This window comes from Piscinibacter defluvii, assembly GCF_004011805.1.
In the GTDB taxonomy this organism is placed as follows: Bacteria; Pseudomonadota; Gammaproteobacteria; order Burkholderiales; family Burkholderiaceae_C; genus Piscinibacter; species Piscinibacter defluvii.
In genome coordinates this window covers 482,307-501,574 of sequence record NZ_RCHJ01000003.1, presented here as the reverse complement: position 1 = coordinate 501,574, position 19,268 = coordinate 482,307, and the positions used below count along the sequence as shown (strand labels likewise).

Here is a 19,268-nt window from a genome sequence, read left to right as displayed (position 1 = left end):
CTCGCTGGACTTGGCGCCGCAGTCGGCCTCTTGTGCACCGCTGCGGCGGTGCGCGCGCAAGCCCCCGTCGGCCTTCCTCCCGCCAAGGTGATGCCGCGGATCGACGCCTTGCCGACGCCGGCCACGCAGACCTCGGTGGATCTGGACGCACTGGCGCGGGGATTCGCTACCGCGACAGGCGCGTCCACGCTACCAGGCGCCGACGAGCCGCGCCTGATCGTCTTCATCAGCCTGTCCATGCCCGAGGCCACGCTGGCGCGGTTGGTGGATCAAGCAACACGCGCTCGCGCGCAGTTGCTGCTGCGCGGACTGTCCGAAGGCTCGCTGCCACGCACCGCGGCGCGCATCCAGCAACTGATCGGCACACGTCCAGTGGCCGTCCAGATCGATCCGCGGGCCTTCGACCGCTATGCGATCCAGCGCGTGCCGGCGTTCGTGCTCGCCCGGGCGGGCGGGCAGGACGCCGCCTGCAGCGGCGAGCAATGTACGCGGTCCGACGACCACGTCTTAGCGGCGGGCGATGTCAGCCTCGACTACGCGCTGGATCACTTCCAACGTTCAGCGCCGGCCTTCGCGAAGGACGCCGGCCGCTTTCTGGCCCGCCTCGGCCGCCGGAAGTGACGCCATGCGCAAGCTGATCGCCTGCTTCACCGCGTTCTGCGTGGCTGTGACCCCGGTGACGGCGCCAGCCGGCCCGCACGAGGAAGGTGTCGCGGCAGGCCAGGCCGCCAACCAGACCGCCCGCGCCACCGTCAATGCGCCCAGCGCCACCAGCGTCGTGCCGGGTTACACCGCAGCACCGCCCGAGTCCGCGTACTACCGGCAGCCCAACCTGTCGTCCCAAGGCAGCGCGCGGCTGTCGCTCTGCGCGACCTTGCCGAACGACACGGTGTGCCAAGCGCAGCGTGGCGCGATGGGGTCGGCGAACCTGCCACGGCCGGCCATCGATCCCGGCGATCCCTCCGTGTCCGCGGCCCACGGCATTGCCCGCTCGCCGTCCAGCGTGCTCGAGAACCTGGCGTCGTACTACAGCGGCTGCGCGACCACGACGACGGCGGTCCCCGCTGGCACACAGACACGCAGTTGCCTGCGCTACGAAGGCATCGGCAGCTACGGCTGCACGCGCAGTCTCACCGTCGGCATCGAACGCAACACCAACTGCACGCCCGGTGACTGGTTCGCCCGCGCCGACGTGGGCCGCACCGGTCTGGACGTGCAGTGCCTGCCCGACCGCCCGGAGACGGCACAGCACTTCCGCGTCACGCAGGACGCAGCGCCGCTGGCCTTCTTCGAAGTCGACATGACGACACCGGTGGTGTTCCCGCAGAGGGTCGCGGTGCTGGGGACCCGCTACGCCTGGAACTTCGGCGCGGCGCGCTCAGGCGTCTGGGTTGCCGACAAGGCCTGCGCCGGCGATACCTGCACCCTGACGGCCATGATCGCCGCCGAGCGAGCCGCGATCTGCACCGGCAGCGGCGACTCCAGCGACAGCTGCAGCACCATCGCGCCCTTCCTGAAACGCTATGCGGCCTGCCCGGCCGGCACGCAAAGCGGCGACCTGATCCAGGACACCGCCTGCCAGGGCGACAGCGGCTGCACGACGACGGCGCTCGACGGCACGCGCTGCTATGCGCCGGCCGGTGGCGCCACGGCACTTGTCGGTTACGACGTGACGGGCAGCCTGCCCGGCTACTACTGGAACCTCGACGGCGAGCGCAGCGTCGCCGGCTGGGATCCGAACCTGGCCTACGGTCCGATCCCGACGATGCGGCTGTCGTACACCCGCCCCCGCACCACCATCACCGAAACCGACCGCTGGGACGACCAGTGCCCCGCCGTCGCCGACGGCAGCCGCTGCACGGTGCAGACCGCGGACGTGTGCACCGATGGCCCGGCGACGAAGGTGATCGACGGCTCATCGGTGACCCGCGACTGCTGGCAGTACGAGAGCACGATGAACTGCAGCGGCACCGCGCCGGGCAGCCAGTGCGGGCCGCTGGTCGCCGCCGGCTGCTCGCCATCGGGTTCGGTCTGCCGGCGCAGCAACCCCGTCACCGGTGCCTGCGAGGTGTACGAGGACAGCTACAGCTGCCCGGTGCCGGCGCAGACGGTGACCAGCGCCAGCAACTGTCCGTCGAACGTCTTCTGCCTGCAGGGCAACTGCTACGACATCAGCCACGCGAACGACCCCGACTTCGCGCGCAGCATGTCGATGCTCGAGGCTGCGCGCGAAGCCGGCGTCTACCTCGACACCGACCGCATGCAGGTCTTCAAGGGCGAGGACAACCGCTGCCGCGACCGGCTGCTGAAGAACTGCTGCTACGCCGACAACGCCGGCGCCGGCATGACCAACCAGAGCCTCTTCGGCACCGGCTCGCGGCTGGTCTACGACGTGCTGATGAACGCGGAGAACCGCCAGTTCATCTACCAGGGCATGTCGGCCCTGCTCATGGGCGGCGGCTTCAGCGGCACGTTCACCACCTACGGCGTCACGGTGGCCGTCAACGGCGCTGCATTGCCCGCGGGGTCTGTGGCGGTGTACTCCGGCCAGAGCCTGGTCGTGGCTTTCGATCCCTGGTCGCTGGTCATCGCCGTGATCATCTACGTCGTGATGTCGGCATCCTCCTGCGACGAGGAGGAAGGCAAGCTCGCGATGAAGGAAGGTGCCGGCTTGTGCCACGCCGTCGGCACCTACTGCTCCTCCTGCATCCGCGTCTTCGGCTCCTGCGTCTCGTGCATCACGCACACCACGCGCAAATGCTGCTTCAACAGCATGCTGGCCCGCATCGTCAACGAGCAGGGGCGAACGCAGGTCGGCAAGGGCTGGGGCAGCGCGGAGAACCCGGACTGCTCTGGCTTCACGGTCGCCCAGTTGCAGTCGCTCGACTTTGCAACGATGGACTTGAGCGAGTTCTATGCCTCGCTGGTGCCGACCCTGCCCAACGTGGCCACGCTGCAAGGCCAGAGTGGCGGGCGCATCCCGACCTGCTACTACGGCCAGGGGAGATGTCAGTGAGCTGCCAGCACGCTCGTTGTGCACTCCCGCTGGGCCTTGCGATGGTCCTGGCTTCGTCAATGGCGACCGCCGAGGAACGCCTCGCGGTACCCGACGCACGCCCGCTGCTGCTGGCGGCCATCGATGCGCCGGATGGGCGTGCGCACGGCGTGCTGTCGGGACCGATGGCGGACGCCATCAAGGCGCGTTTCAAGGCCACCTCGCCGATCAACATTGACGTGAGCACGGAGCGCCGCTATGCGCAGCCAGGATGCCGTCGTCTCAAGGTCAGCTTCTGGCAGGACGGTGTGCAGCTTCCCGGAGAGCCGGGCCCGCGCCGGCGGACTATCGACTTCGGCATCGACTACTGCCGCGACGGGCTGCCGCCGCGCTCGCTTTCCTGAGGTGTGCGATGCACGGCATCCGCCGCTTGATCTTGCTCGCGCTGGTTGTACTGTCTTCACCGACAGCGAGCGGTGCCGGGAACGAGTCGCCCCGTTTCTGGGGCGACACGTGGCGCGGATGGCACTTCTACGAAGACCCGGTGCCCGAAGCCGAGCTACCTCGGCCCGTGCCGCCCAAGCCCGCGGCACCGCCTGCCACGGCCCGCGATCCACGTCGAGCCGCCCGGCCGCCTGAGCTCATAGACCTTGAGCGCCTGCGCCAGCAGGTCGAGGATCTGCGCGGCATCGCTGTCATGCGGCCGACCGAGGCCAACGTGCGGCGCTACATGGAGCTCGAGGCCAAGGTCGTCGCCCAGGCCTCGACCTTCGCGGACGTGGCGCAGCGGGTCGCCTGGACCACGCCGGAGCTCGATCCCACGCTGCAGGGTCGCCCGGTCAACGCCAAGGCGCTGGAAGTCTTCGAGGCCCAGCAAATGGGTGATCGCTCGCGCTCGATTGCCGAGCTGGGTCGCGACCATGTGCTGCTGTTCTTCTTCCGCGGCGACTGCCCCTACTGCCACGCCTTCGCGCCAACGCTCGAAGCGTTTCAGGGTCGTCACGGTATCCGTGTTGAAGCCGTCAGCCTCGACGGCGGCGTGCTGCCGGGCTTCGCATCCGCGCGCCGCGACAACGGCGCGGCCAGCGCGCTGCGCGTGGCCCAGGTGCCCGCCGTCTACCTGGCGCAGCCCTTCACCGGCCGCATCGTGCCCATCGGCTTCGGTGTGCTGTCCGAGTCGCAATTGCTCGAGCGCATCTCCGCCGCTGCGGCGCCGGCCTTCGAGGCCATGGTGCCCAGTGCCGTGCGGCAGCTCGGGATGCCCTGATCTGTTCCCAGGAGGATCGTCATGTCCAACCGCCCGTCCCAGCGCACCTGCGCTGTCATCGTCGCCCTGGCCACCGTGTTGCACGCCGGATCCGCACGGAGTGGCGACCTCAATGCCGAGGTGAACACGATGTTCAGCAACCTCGGCACGATCGGGAACTACACCGCGCCGGGCGCGTTTCGCGGTCAGACCTTCAACACCTACACCGGCGGCAGCCTGTTCATGCGCTCGCCGAACAAGGTCTATCAGCTCGCCGCGATCCAGTTCCCCAGCGCCAAGGCCGGCTGCGGCGGCATCGACGTCTTCGGCGGCTCGTTCTCGCACATCTCCGCCGAGGAGTTCAAGAACATGCTGCGCAACATCACGGCAGCGCTGCCCGGCATTGCCTTCCAGCTCGCGCTGGAGTCGGTCTCGCCGCTGCTGGGTGGCCTGACCAAGTGGGCGAAGGGCCTGGAGACCTGGATCAACAACGCGCGAATCAACTCCTGCGAGACCGCCAAGGCCATCGTCAGCACGGCGGCCGAGGCCACGGGCTACAGCTCGCAAGAGGCCTGCGCCGACCTGGCCATCGAGATGGGGCTGGAGAGCGACCGCGATGCGGCCCGGCGCCGCTGTGCCAGCGACCGGCCGGGGATCCTGGCCTCGGCGCGCGGCTCCACCGATCCCAATGTGCGCAACAAAGCACCCTTCGTCGGCAACCTCACCTGGAAGGCACTGCAGCGCACCGGCACGGCTCTGGACGATGCCGAGCGCGAGTTGATCATGAGCATCGTCGGCACCGTCATCTTCCATCCGGAGAGCGCGAACCGCGACCCGGAGCCCGTGCCGCCGACAATCACCTCGATCAGCCAGTTGCTCTACGGCCAGGCGGCCGCGACCGGCACCAGCGTCACCCAGCACCTGCTGCGCTGCAACGACTACACGAACTGCGACGTCGTCACGTTGAACACGGGCTACACGCACACGCCCTTCACGGCCCGGGTCGAGACCATGATGCGGTCGATCGCCGACAAGATCGCGACGCGCACCGCGATCCCCAACAACTCCGCCGAGGTGGGCTTCGTCAATCAGACCACCGAGCCGGTGTACCGGATGCTGTCGATCGGTGCGACGATTCCCGGCTCGGGGCTGGCCGACAGCCTGATCGGCCAGTACCGCGATGTGATCGCGGCCGACTATGCCTACGTCTTCCTCGAGCGGAACCTGCGGCTCGGGATGGCCGCGCTCGACAAGGACTACACGCTGCAGCAGAGCCAGCGTGAACTCGCCAACCAGGTGCGCCAGCGTGCCCAGGCCATGCTGCTGCAGTTGTCGCAGGAGAAGAACCTGCTATACCAGAAGGTCGGGTCGTTCCGCGCCGTCTCCAGCCACCTGGAACAACTCGAACGGCAACTGCGCTCGAGCATGCCGCAGCATGTGATGGACATGCTGGGGCAGCGCGCGGCCTACGTGGCGCGGTAGCCTGCTCCGATCCTCGAGGCGGCCATGTGGGAGATCTTTGCCTACCAGAACGCGGACAGCCTGTTCGGCATCTTCAATGCCGCGGCCGCCATCCATGCGTCGAGCGACTACATGGCCGCCGTCGCGGCAGTGGCCTTCTGCGGCTTCATCGCCGCCCTGCTCGCCTATGCCTTCGCCCCGGACAAGCTGCAGGGCTGGAAGTGGCTCGCGACCGTGCTGCTGGTGTTCTCGGTGCTGATCGTGCCCCGCGTGACGGTGGGCATCGTGGACAAGACCGGTGGCTCGGCGGTGAAGGTCGTCGCCAACGTGCCCTTCGGCGTGGCCATGCTCGGCAGCATCACCAGCACCATCGGCCACACGCTGACGGGCCTCTTCGAGACCGCGTTCCAGGTCATCCCCGGCGCGGGCGCGATGCCGGCGGAACTGAGCTACGAACGCAACGGCCTGATGTTCGGCAACCGTCTGATCCGCGAGACCGGCAACGTGGTGTTCCAGGACCCCACCTTCCGCACCGACCTGATCAACTTCATCCACAACTGCACGATGTACGACCTGATCGACGGCACCGTCGATCCCGCCGCGTTCTCCACCTCCGACGACGTTTGGGCGCTGATGGCCACGCCCAACCCGGCCCGCTTCAGCACGGTGACTGGCTCTGGCGCCGCAGTGACGGTCGATACCTGCCCCAACATCTACGGCAACCTGAACGGCCGCCTGCCGGCGCAGGTCACGCGCATAGAGGGCCGACTGGCCTTCCAGCTGAACCCCACGCTGCCGAGCGCGGCGGCGACCGCCGCGATCGCCGGCCAGATCCAGCAGGCCTACATCCGCAACAGCATCGCGAATGCGGCCGCGACGGCAACGGACCTGATCCGGCAGAACGCCGTGCTCAATGCCATCAGCGACACCAGCAACATCATCGGACAGAAGGTGAACGACCCGGCGGCGATGGTGCTCGCGGTCGGCCGGGCGCAGGCGGTGGCGCAGCAGAACGCGACCTGGATGAACTACGGCAAGGTGGCAGAACAGTCGCTGCCAGTGTTCCGCAATGTCATCGAGGCGCTCACCTACGCCCTGTTCCCGCTCTTCGTGCTGCTGCTCCTGCTGACCAGCGGACGCGAATCGATGATCGCATTCAAGGGCTACGCGGCCATCCTGATCTGGATCCAGTTGTGGCCGCCGCTGTACGCGGTTCTCAACTACATGGCTTCGGTGTACGCCGCCTACGACCTGGCTGCCGCGTCGGACCTGGGCACGGGTACCAAGGCCCTGGCACTGCAGACCGCGTCGACGATCTACTCGCGGGCGATCTCCGGCGAGGCCGTGGTCGGCTACCTGGCCATCAGCATCCCCTTCATCGCCTGGGCCGCGCTGAAGCGCATGGAGAACTTCGGCACCGCCCTCGTCGGCGGCTTGTCCGGGCTGCAGGGCATGCTGGCCGGCAGCACGGCGGGAGCCGCCGTCGGCAACGTCTCGATGGGCAACGTCGCGATGGACCAGTTGCAGCTGGCAGCGAATCGCACGTCGGCGTTCATGAGTTCCTGGCAAAGCGATCTGAGCGGCAACACCTTCACGTCGAGCGCGCTGACCGGACGCACGGCCGCAAACCTGCTGCGCAACCAGGGCTTCGCGTCGCGCGTGGTGTCGATGCGGGTCAGCGAGCAGGACGTGACCGAGGCGAGCCGTCAAGCCGACGCAGCGCGGGGCGAGATGGTGTCCGCGAGCAATGAGCGGTCCACCGTCTTGACCGAGGCTTTCACCAAGGGACTGGCAAAGCTCAAGTCCTCGCGCAGTTCGTCGGGCACGTCGACGAGCAGCTTCGAGCAACTGGGCGAGACGCTGACGCGGCTGGACCAGATCACCAAGAGCGTCGCCGACGACACGGGGCTCACCCAGTCGCAGGTCGCGCGTATCGCGTTCGGCGCTTCCGGCCGCCTCGGCTTCAACGCGGGTGTGGCGGGAGCGCAGGTCGATGCCAGCGCGGACAAGGCCTACATGAGCGGCCTCTCCGCGGAGCAGAGGAAGGTGCTTGGATCCATGACAAGCGACCAGATCGCCGAGTTCAAGCAGTTTGGAGATCGCGTCTCGCGTGACGCCACCTTGGTCAGCGCGATGTCCGACGATGCGCGCCAGGCACGGGAACTGGGGAGCCGCCTCGCGACGACCGCGTCGCGAGCCCAGCAGGCTCAGGCCTCGTACGGCGAGCGCAGCGCATTGGCTGAGCGCGTCTCCGTGGCGCGCGAGCGAGGCGAGTCCATCGCCGTCGACATCGCTCAGGATCCCTACAACCTCGCGATGTTCCTGCGCTACGCCGAGCGCTACGGCGGCGACAGCGCGGCGGCTGCCACATTGCTCGACGCGGAGTTGGCGCGGCAGGGGCTTCGTCCGTCGCGCAGTTTCTCCGACGGAGCCGCACTACCCGCATCCTTCCAGGATCTGCGCGATCAGTGGGCCGCGTCGGCGTCCGATCCCGCCTTGAATCCCGACTTGGCCGCGCGCAATGCCCAGAACCGCGGCGCCGTTTCGCGCGGACTCGGAAGCGCCCCCCCAACCATCTCCGAGCAGGCGGGACCCAGCATCAGACCGGAGGTCGGCCTGGGTGGGGCAGCCATCCGCGAGCAAACGGACCGGTCGCGCCGAGGATTCGACGCCGAGACAGAAGTGAGGCGGTCAGCAGACGGCACCGTCTCTACCAAGAAGTCGCTGCTTCTCCAGTCCGGGCGCCAGGTTGCGGCCGATGCCGGGGCCACTCTGGACGAGGCCAAGGACGCGGTGAAAGGAGTGCTCAGGAAGAAGTAGAAAGCGGCAGGGGTTGACGAACCATTTGCGCCGAGCCTGGGCTCTCGTTGGCCTACATGGGTGGACGGCCCTTGTCGCGCCAGAAGTTGGCCGCGATGTCTGCCGTCGTCGTGCCCATGCCTGGAATCTCTCGGCGCTCCGTGGCTCGTCGCCCAAGCCTGATCGCGGCGCCACCCAATGCAGCCCCGACAAGCGCGCCAAGCCCTGCCATGACCACGCGAAGACCCCAGTCCCCGTTGATCGCAGCGACAACGCCAACCAGGGTGCCAACCCCGACGAGAGTGAGAAAGATAGCCTTCCGCAGCATTCCATGCCTCTGGTTCGCAAGGTAGCGCCGATGGCCCGCCGTTGCAATGCCCGGGGGCGGCCACGTACCGGTGCGCAGAGATTCGCCACTGCACCGCACCACCGGATAGATTGTCAAAGTTGACATACGAGACAAACGAGACTACTCTGCCGCATCTCAGTGCGTACGCGGAGTTCGCCATGCGCAAGGCACAAGCGGCATCAGCTTTGAACCAACCACTTGTCACCCCGACGGAAGTTCGCCGCTTCGACAAGGCGGTCACGATTCGCGACCGTGGCGCATTCCTCTTCGAACTCGACCGCCTTGTTCGAGAGAAGGTGGCGGCTGCCACGAACGTGGTCGCCGAGGCGACACCCCTGACCGAAACGCTGGGCCGGAAGGCCGCGTCGCTGCGCGCGGGCACCTCCTGGTCGCCGACGGCCGCCGACATCCAGCGAGGCCGCGCTGAACTGCTGCGCGAGTTCGAGCAACCGCACAACCTGCCTCTGTCCGACTTCGTGCGCCTGGCCCACAAGTCCCGCCAGCAGATCTACAAGGACATCACCGCACGCAGGTTGCTTGCGCTGGACGTCGGCCGTCGAGGCCAGCGCATTCCCGATTGGCAGTTGGAGGCACCAGGCCTGCAGTTGACGCGCACCGTGCTCCAGGCTGCGGAAGATGTCGACGCCTGGACGGTGTACCGCGCCCTGGCGGAGCCCTGTGAAGCCCTTGGCGGCAAATCTCCGGCGGCGAGCGCGAATCGAGGCAACGTCGACGCTGTTACGCGCGTCGTGCTTGCTTCGCTCGGCGTGCAGCCGGCGGAGCACGGCCGTGCCGACGCCTGATGTTCCGTCCCGAATCATTCCTGCGGGAGAACTTCTCCAGCACATCAGCAGGTCAGCGTATCGCGGCACGGCCCTTCACTTCGGCCGCTCGGGCGGCAATCGCTACGACGACCGGACTCTCCGGTTTGGCACGCTCTACGTCGGCTTCGACCTGGCAACCGCGCTCATGGAGTCGGTCTTCCGCCAGCACCGTTGGAGCCGCCGCGCCAAGCGCGTGATCACGCGAACCGAGGTGTACGCGCGCATGGTCAGGGCGATCGGCGTCCTCGAGCCGCTGTCGCTTGCCGATCTCACCGCGCCCGGCGTGATGGCATCGCAGTTCGGATTGAACCTGTCCCAGCTGGCCAGCCGTCGCTACGTTCATACGCAGCGCATCGCTTCGCTGGTACACGCGCTCGCCGAGCGGGATGGCGCGCCTCGATTCGACGGCGTTCTCTACCCTTCCCGCAACAACCACCCGGCCGCGTGCGCCGCCCTGTTCGACCGTGCAGCCGCGAAGCTCTCGCTCGTCGACGACATCGCGCTGCGCGACCACGCCGACTGGCCGTCGTTTCTCACCAGGTACCAAGTCTTCGTCTTGCCCGTTTGAGGTTCACTGGCCAACCACGGCCCCTGCCTATGCGCATGGTCCATCGGAGCGGGGTGCGAAGCGCCTTGGCTGCCCGCTGGCCGCGATGACACAGGGCAGCCGAGAGAGATGGGGGCGCTCACGCGAGCGCAGTCGCTTGGCGTCGAATGGGAACTACGTTGCCGCCGTTCCGGATCCACTCATCCAGCATGTCGGCCCAGCTTTGCATCATCGTGCGTCGTTGCTCCGCGTACTCCGCCTTGTTGTAGACCGCACGCACACCCCGCTGCTCATGAGCAAGGCACTTCTCGATCCAGTCGCTGTTGAAGCCAGCCTCGTGCAACAAGGTACTGGCCGTCCGGCGCAGGTCATGCACCGTGAAGGGTTCGAAGTCTTCGCCCCGATCACGGATGAGTCCGACCGTCACGTCGATGACTCGATTCAACGTGGCCGCACTGATGGGCAGGGTGGTCTCGTAACGTCCGGGGTGCAGATACGAGCTCGCGCCAAAGCAGGTCTTGAAGGCGACGAGGATGTCCAGGGCCTGTTGACTGAGATAGACGTTGTGATGCCGCCCGGCCTTCATGCGCTCCTTCGGAATCGTCCACGTGGCCGTATCGAAGTTCACCTCGCCCCACGTCGCCTCGATGAACTCCGACTTGCGCACCAGCGTCAGCAGCATGAACTTGATGGCCAGACGCAGCGTGGGCAGGGTCGCCGTCTGCTCGAGTGCAGCGAAGAACACATGGATCTCGGACGGTGAAAGGGCCCTGTCCCGCGCCTTGAACGTAGCGATCGCGCTGGGCCTGATCGCCTCCGCTGGGTTGTCGATCTTCAAGCCGCGCGCCTGGACGAATCGGAAGACCTGAAGAACGATCTCTCGGGTGTGAACGGCGGGAGCAGCAGCACCCCGTTCCTTGATTCTTTCGCACCGTGTCATCAGGCGCGTTGGAGTGATCTCCTCCAGCTTCAATCGGCCGAACTCTGCCGCCAGGTTCCGGTCGTAGATGGACTTGCGCATCGCCCGGGTGGACTCGGCCAGCTTGGTCTCGGCAAAGTACTTCTCCGCCCATCTGCCGAATGTCAAGGCTTCCGCAGCCTCGACACGCTTCTCCGCCTTGTCGCGCGACGGGCTCTCGCCGCGTTCCACGGATCGACGCGCCCGCGTCATCAGCAGTCGTGCCTCGGCCAAGGTCAAGGACATGCCGTAGTCCAGCTCATCAGGATCTCGTGGCTTCTTGGCGCCGAGCGTCGAGTCGTACTGGCCCAGCACCAAGGTTTCCCGGCGACCGTTGATCCGGTAGTCGAACCGGAAGCTCACCACGCCGGTGCGCGTGACGGCGACGTACAGCCCCTGCTGATCGGCAACCTTGTAGATCGTTCCTGTGGGCTTGAGCGCCCTCAACCTCATGTCAGTGAGCATCGTGTTCCCCTGGCGGATCCGACAACCGATACCGTCAGGACATTTGACGGTACCGGATGGGGTCGTCCAAGGGCCGGCTCTTCGATACCGCCAGCAACACCGCCAGAATCACGGTGCTTTGCTGAGGCGAGTTGAAACCGGGTGAGACGCTAAGTCACTGCCCTGATTGGATTTTCAGGGGGAAGTGGGACTGCATGGAACGACCTGAAACGAGGTTAGATCATTCCCACTCGATCGTCGCCGGCGGCTTGCTCGAGACGTCGTAGGTCACGCGGTTGATGCCGCGCACCTCGTTGATGATGCGGCTGCTGACCTTCTTCAGCAGCGCATAGGGCAGCTCGGCCCAGTCGGCGGTCATGAAGTCGCTGGTCTGCACCGCGCGCAGCGCCACCACGTGCTCGTAGGTGCGGCCGTCGCCCATCACGCCGACGCTCTTCACCGGCAGGAACACGGCGAAGGCCTGGCTGGTCAGGTCGTACCAGCTCTTGCCTGTGGCCGGGTCGGTGAAGGCGCGCAGTTCGTCGATGAAGATCGCGTCGGCGCGGCGCAGCAGGTCGGCGTGCTCGCGCGTCACCTCGCCGAGGATGCGCACGCCCAGGCCCGGGCCGGGGAACGGGTGGCGATACACCATCTCCGGCGGCAGGCCGAGCGCCACGCCGAGCTCGCGCACCTCGTCCTTGAACAGGTCGCGCAGCGGCTCGAGCAGCTTCAGGCCGAGCGTCTCGGGCAGGCCGCCGACGTTGTGGTGGCTCTTGATCGTTGTGGCCTTCTTGGTCTTGGCGCCGCCGGACTCGATCACGTCGGGGTAGATCGTGCCCTGCGCCAGCCACTTCGCGCCGGCGAGCTTGCGGGCCTCGGCCTGGAACACCTCGACGAACTCGCGCCCGATGATCTTGCGCTTCATCTCCGGGTCGCTCACGCCCTTGAGGTGGCCGAGGAACTGCGGGCTCGCGTCGACGTGCACCACTTTCGCGTGCAGGCGGCCTTCGAACATCTCCATCACCGCCTTGCCCTCGTCCAGGCGCAGCAGGCCGTGGTCGACGAACACGCAGGTCAGCTGCTCGCCGATCGCGCGGTGGATCAGCGCCGCGGCCACGCTCGAATCGACACCGCCCGACAGGCCGAGGATCACCTCCTCGCGGCCGACCTGCTCGCGGATCTTCGCGACGGCCTCCTCGATGTGGTCGCGCATGATCCAGTCGGGCTTCGCCTTCGCGATCTGCAGCACGAAGCGCTCGAGCAGCGCACGGCCCTGCACGGTGTGCGTCACCTCGGGGTGGAACTGCACGCCGTAGTAGCCACGCGACTCGTCGGCCATGCCGGCGATCGGGCAGCTCGGCGTGGAGGCCATCAGCTTGAAGCCCGGCGGCAGCGCGGTGACCTTGTCGCCGTGGCTCATCCACACCTTCAGCATGCCGTGGCCCTCAGGCGTGCGGAAGTCCTCGATGCCGTCGAGCAACCGGGTGTGGCCGTGCGCGCGCACCTCGGCGTAGCCGAACTCGCGGTGGCTGCTCGCCTCGACCTGGCCGCCCTGCTGCACCGTCATCGTGAACATGCCGTAGCAGATGCCCAGCACGGGCACGCCGAGCTCCCACACGGCCTGCGGCGCGCGCAGGTCCTGGTCCTCGTAGGTGCTGGCGTGGCTGCCCGACAGGATGATGCCCCTGGGCGCGAAGGCACGGATGAAGTCGTCCGAGACGTCGTTCGGATGGATCTCGCAGTAGACATGCGCCTCGCGGATGCGCCGCGCGATCAGCTGCGTGACCTGGGAGCCGAAATCGAGGATCAGGATCTTGTCGTGCATGGGGTCAGAGGGCAGGCGCCGGGTGCAGCGCCCGCTGGCGGCGGAAGTGGGAGATCGCGACGGTCGCGCCGACGGCCTGCAGCAGCGCGCAACAGAAGAACGGCAACCCGATCCAGACGTCGCCGCGCGGCAGGTGCGAGACGAGGCCGAGCAGCGGCGCCGCGACCGTGGGCGCGAGCACGGCCATCAGGCTGGTGAGCGAGGCCACCGAGCCGGCCGTCTGGCCCTGGTTCTGCGGATCCGCCGCGTTCGAGACCAGGCTCTGGATCGAGGCCTGTGCACCGCCGCCGGCGATGGTGCCGACGACGATCACGACGTACATCATCCAGCCCTGCGTGGCCAGGCCGAAGCCGAGGTAGGTGAGCGCCGAGGCGATCAGCCCGATGCCGGCCAGTCGCTGCGGCGAGAAGCGCTTGAGCAGGTGGCGCAACAGCACGCCCTGCACGAAGAACGACACCAGGCCGACGACGAACAGCGACCAGCCGTTTTCCGCCGGACCCCAGCCAAACTTGAAGTGGTTGTGCAGCACCCAGCTCGAATGCAGCGTGAACTGCGCCAGGTTGGCCAGCGCAATCACCACCACCAGCGGGCCGACGCCCTGCAGCGCGCCGAGCTGCTTCAGGGCCGAGAACGGATTCGCCTTGCGCGCATCGAAGGGCCGGCGCCGCTCGGCCGGCAGCGACTCGGGCAGCACGAAGTAGCCGTACAGCCAGTTCGCGATCGCCAGCGCGCCGGCCACGAAAAACGGCAGGTGGATGTCGATCGCCCCCAGCACGCCGCCCAGTGCCGGTCCGAGGATGAAGCCGAGCCCGAACATCGCGCCCAGCAGGCCGAAGCGGCGCGCCCGCTCGGCCGGCGGCGTGATGTCGGCCACGTAGGCGTTGGCCACCGCGGCGTTGGCCTGCATCGCGCCGCTGAACAGGCGCACCACGATCAGCATCCACAGCGCCGTGGCCATGCCGGTGACGATGAAGCTCAGCGCCAGGCCGCAGAAGCCCAGCAGCAGCACCGGGCGCCGCCCGTACCGGTCGGACAGCGCCCCGAGCACCGGTGCGGCGAAGAAGTTGGCCACCCCGAACGAGAAGGTGACCACGCCGAACCAAAAGGTCTGTTCGGCCGGCGACGCGGTGAAGGTGCCGACGATCAGCGGCAGCACCGGCACGATCAGGCCGATCGCCACCATGTCCAGCAGCACCGTCAACAGGATGAAGGGCATGGACGCCTGGCGGCGCGCCGTGCCGGTCGCCTCGGCCACGTTCACTCCAGCCGGTAGTTCGGCGCTTCCTTGGTGATCTGCACGTCGTGCACGTGGCTCTCGCGGATGCCGGCCGACGTGATCTCGACGAACTCGGCCTTGCTGCGCATCTCCTCGATGGTCGAGCAGCCGCAGTAGCCCATCGAGGCGCGGATGCCGCCGGCCATCTGGAACACGATCGAGACCATCGAGCCCTTGTACGGCACGCGGCCCTCGATGCCCTCGGGCACCAGCTTGTCGGCGTTCGGGTTGGCGGACTCGTCGTTCTCCTGGAAGTAGCGGTCCGCCGAGCCGGCCTTCATCGCGCCGATCGAGCCCATGCCGCGGTAGCTCTTGTAGCTGCGGCCCTGGTAGAGGATCACCTCGCCCGGCGCCTCCTCCGTGCCGGCGAACATGCCGCCCATCATCACCGCGTGCGCGCCCGCGGCGATGGCCTTGGCGATGTCGCCCGAGTAGCGGATGCCGCCGTCGGCGATCAGCGGCACGTCGCTGCCCTGAAGCGCCTTCGCGACGTTGTCGATCGCGGTGATCTGCGGCACGCCGACGCCGGCGACGATGCGGGTGGTGCAGATCGAGCCCGGGCCGATGCCGACCTTCACGCCGTCGGCGCCGGCCTCGGCCAGCGCCAGCGCGGCGGCGCCGGTGGCGATGTTGCCGCCGATCACGTCGACCTGCGGGAAGTTCTTCTTCACCCAGCGCACGCGCTCGATCACGCCGTGGCTGTGACCGTGCGCGGTGTCGACCACCAGCACGTCGACACCGGCCTTGGCCAGCAGCTCGACACGTTCCTCGGTGCCCTCGCCCACGCCGACCGCGGCGCCGACACGCAGCTTGCCGGAGTCGTCGCGCGCGGCGTTCGGGAAGCTGGTCTGCTTGGTGATGTCCTTCACCGTCATCAGGCCGCGCAGCTCGAAGGCGTCGTTGACGACCAGCACGCGCTCGAGCTTGTGCTTGTGCATCAGCGCCTTGCCCTCCTCGACCGAGACACCCTCGCGCACCGTGATCAGGCGCTCGCGCGGGGTCATGATCTCGCGCACCGGCACGTCGAGCCGGGTCTCGAAGCGCAGGTCGCGGTTGGTGACGATGCCGACCACGCGGCCCTCGTCGACCACCGGGAAGCCGGAGATGCCGTGCTGCTTCGACAGCTCGATCACATGGCGCACCGGCACGCCCGGCGAGATGGTGATCGGGTCCTTCAGCAGACCGGACTCGTAACGCTTGACGCGGGCCACCTCGGCCGCCTGTTGCTTGGGCGGCAGGTTCTTGTGCACGATGCCGATGCCGCCTTCCTGGGCGATGGTGATCGCCAGGCGCGCTTCGGTGACGGTGTCCATCGCCGCCGAGACCAGCGGCAGGTTCAGCTTGATGCGGCGGGAAAGTCGGGTGGCGAGGCTGGTGTCGCGCGGCAACACCTGGGAGAAGGCGGGCACCAACAACACGTCGTCGAAGGTGAGCGCTTTGCCGAGAAGGCGCATGAGGCAGGCTCCAGACGCAAAAGCGGATTATAGGGAGCGTGCAGCACGGCACGCTTTGGCACGGCTGTGCGCCCCTGCACACAGGGACGGGCCGCTACACTCGCGCGAGAGAGCATTCCGCACCGTCCCCATGCGCCGCATTCCGCCCGTTCTCCTCGCCCTGCTGCTCGGCAGCCTGGTCGCCTTGCCGGCAACCGCCCAGTGGAAGTGGCGCGACAACGCGGGCCGCATCCAGTACAGCGACCTGCCGCCGCCCAACGGGGTGCCCGAGAAGGACATCCTGCAGCGCCCGGCCGCGGCCGTGGCGCGCCAGGCGCCCGCCTTCGTCGCGCCCGCGGCCTCGGCCGCGTCGGCGGTGCCGCCCGCACCGGCGGGCAAGGAGCCCGAGCTCGAGGCCAAGCGCAAGGCGGCCGAGAAGGAACAGGCCGACAAGGCCCGGGCCGAGGAGCAGAAGCTCGCCGCCGCCAAGGCCGAGAACTGCCTGCGCGCCAAGGCGCATGTGCGCTCGCTCGAGAGCGGTCAGCGCATGGCGCGCATCAACGAGAAGGGCGAGCGCGAGATCATCGACGACACGACCCGCGCCGCCGAGGTCAAGCGCGCGCAGGAAGCGATCGCCTCCGACTGCAAGCCCTGAGTAGGCAAGCGCGCGCCCCTCAGCGCGCCGGGCGGTGCCGGTCCTTGCGGTACCGCAGTCGCCGCGCCTCCTTCGGGTCCACCGTCAGCGGCCGGTAGATCTCCACGCGGTCGCGCTCGCGCAGCGGCGTGTCGTGCGGCTTCACGCGGCCCCAGACGCCGGTGCGCAGCACCGCCAGGTCGATCTCCGGATGGCGCGCCAGCAGCCCACTGGCGCGGATGGCATCGATCAGCGTGGCCCCATGCGGCATGGTCAGCGACACTTCGTCGACTTCGCCGCCGCACGGGCTGTAGGCCACGCTGACGCCGAAGGGCTCAGCGGGCGCCATGGACCTGCTCCGCACGCCGCACGAAGGAGTCGACAAAGGTGTTGGCCACACGGTCGAACACCGGGCTCACCACCGCCTCCAGCGCGCGGCTGCTGAAGGCGTAGCGCAGCTCGAACTCGATGCGACAGGCCTGCGCGTCCGGGTCGCCCGGCACCGCCAGCGGCACGAAGCGCCAGTGGCCCTCGAGCAGCGAGAACGGACCGTCGACCAGGTCGACCTCGACCAGCGCATCGGTCTCGTGCCGGTTGCGCGTGGTGAAGGCGTGGCGCACGCCGGCGTAGTGCAGGTGCAGCCGGGCGGTCATGCCCTGCTCGGTGTGCTCCAGCACCTCGGCGCGCTCGCACCAGGGCAGGAACTTCGGGTAGTCGTGCACGGCGGTCACCAGCGTGTACATCTCGCGTGGCGAGTACCACAGCAGGACGGACTTCTTCACGTGCTTCATACAATGAGGAAATTGTATGGGCGGCTTCCGGCCCCACTTGCTCTCCATGTCGATCGCCGAAAACCGCCGCGCCTTCCACGACTACCACATCGAAGAACGTTTCGAGGCCGGCGTGGTGCTCGAGGGCTGGGAGATCAAGGCAATCCGCGCCGGCCAGGTGCAGCTGACCGACGGCTACGTGATGATCCGCGACGGCGAGCTCTACCTGATCGGCTGCCGCATCAACGCACTGCGCAGCGCCTCGACGCACGTGCACCCCGAGGCCGACCGCACCAAGAAGCTGCTGATGCACAAGGACGAGATCCGGCGCCTGATCGGCAAGGTCGAGCAGAAGGGTTTCACACTGGTGCCGCTGAACCTGCACTACAAGGGCGGGCGCGTGAAGGCCGAGATCGCGCTGGCCAAGGGCAAGGCGCAGCACGACAAGCGCGAGAGCGAGAAAAAGAAGGACTGGGAGCGCGAAAAGGGTCGCCTGATGAGACAGAAGGTCTCAAGCAAGGCCTGAGTCGAGGCCGGCGGCGCGCAGGGCCTGCGCGCAGTCGGCGATCAGGTCGTCGACCGCCTCGAGTCCGATCGAGAAGCGCACCAGCAGGCCCTTCCAGGCCGGCCGGGGCCGCATCAGGGACAGGTCGTACGGCACCGCGAGGCTGACCGGCCCGGCCCACGAGTACCCGAGCTTGAACAGGCGCAGCGCGTCGACGAAGGCAATCGCCCGCTCGTGCGGCACGCGTTCGTCGAACACCACCGAGAACAGCCCGGCGGCGCGGGTGCACAGCGCCTTCCAGTGCTCGTGTCCGGGGGAGCCGGGCAACGCGGGGTGCAGCACCTGCGCGATGCAGGCTTGCGCCTGCCACCAGCGTGCCAGCGCGCGGCCCGCAGCGTCCTGCGCCGCGTAGCGCAACGGCAGCGTGGCCAGCGAGCGCAGCACCGTCTCGACATCGTTCGCGCCGACGCCCCAGCCCATGCGCATGTGAGAGCCCTTGAGGCGCAGGTGCAGTGCATCGTCGCGCGTGGTCACCGCGCCCATCAGCACGTCGCCGCCGCCCGAGGGGTACTTGGTCAGCGCATGCACGCTGATGTCGGCACCGACCGCAAAGGCATCGAAGGCGATGCCGGCGCCCCAGGTGTTGTCCAGCGCCACCAGCGCGCCATGGGCACGCGCCCGGGCGGCGAGCGCACGCAGGTCCGGGAACTCCATCGTCACCGAGCCGGGTGCTTCCAGCCACACGAGCCGGGTGGCCGGTCCGAGCGCCGCCTCGAAGGAGGCGAGGTCCATCGGGTCGTAGACGCGGTGCGCGATGCCGAAACGCGCCAGCTCCTGGCGCGCCAGCTCGCGGTTCGGGCCGTACGCGTTCTCCGGGATCAGCAGTTCGTCGCCGCTCTTCAGCAGGGCCAGGTCGACCAGCGCGATCGCCGCCAGCCCGCTGGGCACCAGCTGCGACTGCAGGCCGCCTTCGAGCGTGGCGATGCGCTCCTCGAGCACGTAGGCGGTGGGTGTGCCGTGCAGGCCGTAGGTGTAGCCGGCCTTGCTCTTCCAGTCGCGTGCGCGCAGTGCCGCGACGTTCGGGAAGATCACCGTCGAGGCCTTGTGCACCGGCACCTGCGGCGCGACGAAACCGCCCGGCGGCTGGTACGGGTGGTGGATCAGCGCGGTGGCCGTATCGGGCTTGATCTCGTCCATCGGGC

Annotated in this window: 17 protein-coding genes; 10 read left to right on the top strand and 7 right to left on the bottom strand. The window is 68.0% G+C overall.

Annotated elements, in window-relative coordinates:
• Window positions 1-30: 30 nt before the first annotated feature.
• The 8 genes from trbC to D9C15_RS11790 all read left to right on the top strand — a co-directional run bounded on the left by trbC (window position 31) and on the right by D9C15_RS11790 (window position 10,242).
• Complete coding sequence (trbC, locus tag D9C15_RS11825) at window positions 31-621, top strand: type-F conjugative transfer system pilin assembly protein TrbC (protein ID WP_205854779.1); 591 nt, start codon at window positions 31-33, stop codon at window positions 619-621.
• 4 nt (window positions 622-625) lie between these two features.
• Window positions 626-3,016, top strand: coding sequence for a type-F conjugative transfer system mating-pair stabilization protein TraN (traN, locus tag D9C15_RS11820; protein WP_127997638.1), 2,391 nt, complete (start codon window positions 626-628; stop codon window positions 3,014-3,016).
• Window positions 3,017-3,075: 59 nt separating this feature from the next.
• Window positions 3,076-3,399: a hypothetical protein gene (locus D9C15_RS11815; RefSeq protein ID WP_240668374.1), complete on the top strand. Its 324-nt coding sequence runs from the start codon at window positions 3,076-3,078 to the stop codon at window positions 3,397-3,399.
• An 8-nt stretch (window positions 3,400-3,407) separates the two neighbouring features.
• Complete coding sequence (gene traF / locus D9C15_RS11810) at window positions 3,408-4,262, top strand: conjugal transfer protein TraF (protein WP_127997636.1); 855 nt, start codon at window positions 3,408-3,410, stop codon at window positions 4,260-4,262.
• A gap of 21 nt (window positions 4,263-4,283) precedes the next feature.
• Window positions 4,284-5,723 carry a conjugal transfer protein TraH gene (locus tag D9C15_RS11805; RefSeq protein ID WP_127997635.1) on the top strand — a complete coding sequence of 480 codons (1,440 nt, stop codon included), beginning with the start codon at window positions 4,284-4,286 and terminating at the stop codon, window positions 5,721-5,723.
• Window positions 5,724-5,747: 24 nt separating this feature from the next.
• A complete protein-coding gene (locus D9C15_RS11800; protein ID WP_127997634.1) occupies window positions 5,748-8,522 on the top strand; it encodes a conjugal transfer protein TraG N-terminal domain-containing protein in 2,775 nt (924 codons plus the stop codon).
• A 486-nt stretch (window positions 8,523-9,008) separates the two neighbouring features.
• The gene (locus tag D9C15_RS11795; RefSeq protein WP_127997633.1) at window positions 9,009-9,653 is read left to right on the top strand and encodes an integrase; all 645 of its coding nucleotides are present in this window, start codon (window positions 9,009-9,011) and stop codon (window positions 9,651-9,653) included.
• Complete coding sequence (locus D9C15_RS11790) at window positions 9,640-10,242, top strand: RES family NAD+ phosphorylase (protein WP_127997632.1); 603 nt, start codon at window positions 9,640-9,642, stop codon at window positions 10,240-10,242. The genes D9C15_RS11795 and D9C15_RS11790 overlap by 14 nt, the downstream gene beginning before the upstream one ends.
• Before the next feature lie 118 nt (window positions 10,243-10,360).
• Here the strand turns inward: D9C15_RS11790 and D9C15_RS11785 are convergent, their stop codons facing one another.
• From D9C15_RS11785 to guaB, 4 genes are all read right to left on the bottom strand, one after another.
• The gene (locus D9C15_RS11785) at window positions 10,361-11,644 is read right to left on the bottom strand and encodes a tyrosine-type recombinase/integrase (protein WP_127997631.1); all 1,284 of its coding nucleotides are present in this window, start codon (window positions 11,642-11,644) and stop codon (window positions 10,361-10,363) included.
• A 220-nt stretch (window positions 11,645-11,864) separates the two neighbouring features.
• A complete protein-coding gene (gene guaA / locus D9C15_RS11780) occupies window positions 11,865-13,448 on the bottom strand; it encodes a glutamine-hydrolyzing GMP synthase (protein WP_127997630.1) in 1,584 nt (527 codons plus the stop codon).
• A gap of 4 nt (window positions 13,449-13,452) precedes the next feature.
• Window positions 13,453-14,703, bottom strand: coding sequence for an MFS transporter (locus D9C15_RS11775; RefSeq protein ID WP_240668373.1), 1,251 nt, complete (start codon window positions 14,701-14,703; stop codon window positions 13,453-13,455).
• A 2-nt stretch (window positions 14,704-14,705) separates the two neighbouring features.
• Complete coding sequence (gene guaB, locus D9C15_RS11770; protein ID WP_127997629.1) at window positions 14,706-16,178, bottom strand: IMP dehydrogenase; 1,473 nt, start codon at window positions 16,176-16,178, stop codon at window positions 14,706-14,708.
• A gap of 130 nt (window positions 16,179-16,308) precedes the next feature.
• Here guaB and D9C15_RS11765 point away from each other — a divergent pair, with 130 nt between their 5' ends.
• Window positions 16,309-16,812, top strand: coding sequence for a DUF4124 domain-containing protein (locus tag D9C15_RS11765; RefSeq protein ID WP_127997628.1), 504 nt, complete (start codon window positions 16,309-16,311; stop codon window positions 16,810-16,812).
• Window positions 16,813-16,831: 19 nt separating this feature from the next.
• Here the strand turns inward: D9C15_RS11765 and D9C15_RS11760 are convergent, their stop codons facing one another.
• Both D9C15_RS11760 and D9C15_RS11755 read right to left on the bottom strand, forming a co-directional pair.
• Complete coding sequence (locus tag D9C15_RS11760; RefSeq protein ID WP_127997627.1) at window positions 16,832-17,140, bottom strand: RnfH family protein; 309 nt, start codon at window positions 17,138-17,140, stop codon at window positions 16,832-16,834.
• Window positions 17,127-17,582 carry a type II toxin-antitoxin system RatA family toxin gene (locus D9C15_RS11755; RefSeq protein WP_127997626.1) on the bottom strand — a complete coding sequence of 152 codons (456 nt, stop codon included), beginning with the start codon at window positions 17,580-17,582 and terminating at the stop codon, window positions 17,127-17,129. The genes D9C15_RS11760 and D9C15_RS11755 overlap by 14 nt, the downstream gene beginning before the upstream one ends.
• A 46-nt stretch (window positions 17,583-17,628) precedes the next feature.
• On the opposite strand from D9C15_RS11755, the gene smpB reads away from it, so the two are divergent.
• Entirely contained in the window at window positions 17,629-18,087 is a 459-nt protein-coding gene (gene smpB, locus D9C15_RS11750; RefSeq protein WP_127997625.1) for an SsrA-binding protein SmpB, read from the top strand.
• On the opposite strand, the gene D9C15_RS11745 is transcribed toward smpB, so the two are convergent.
• Window positions 18,073-19,263 (bottom strand): PLP-dependent transferase, encoded by a 1,191-nt coding sequence (locus D9C15_RS11745; protein ID WP_127997624.1) that lies wholly within the window; start codon window positions 19,261-19,263, stop codon window positions 18,073-18,075. The two genes, smpB and D9C15_RS11745, sit on opposite strands and share 15 nt — an antisense overlap.
• Window positions 19,264-19,268: the final 5 nt, after the last annotated feature.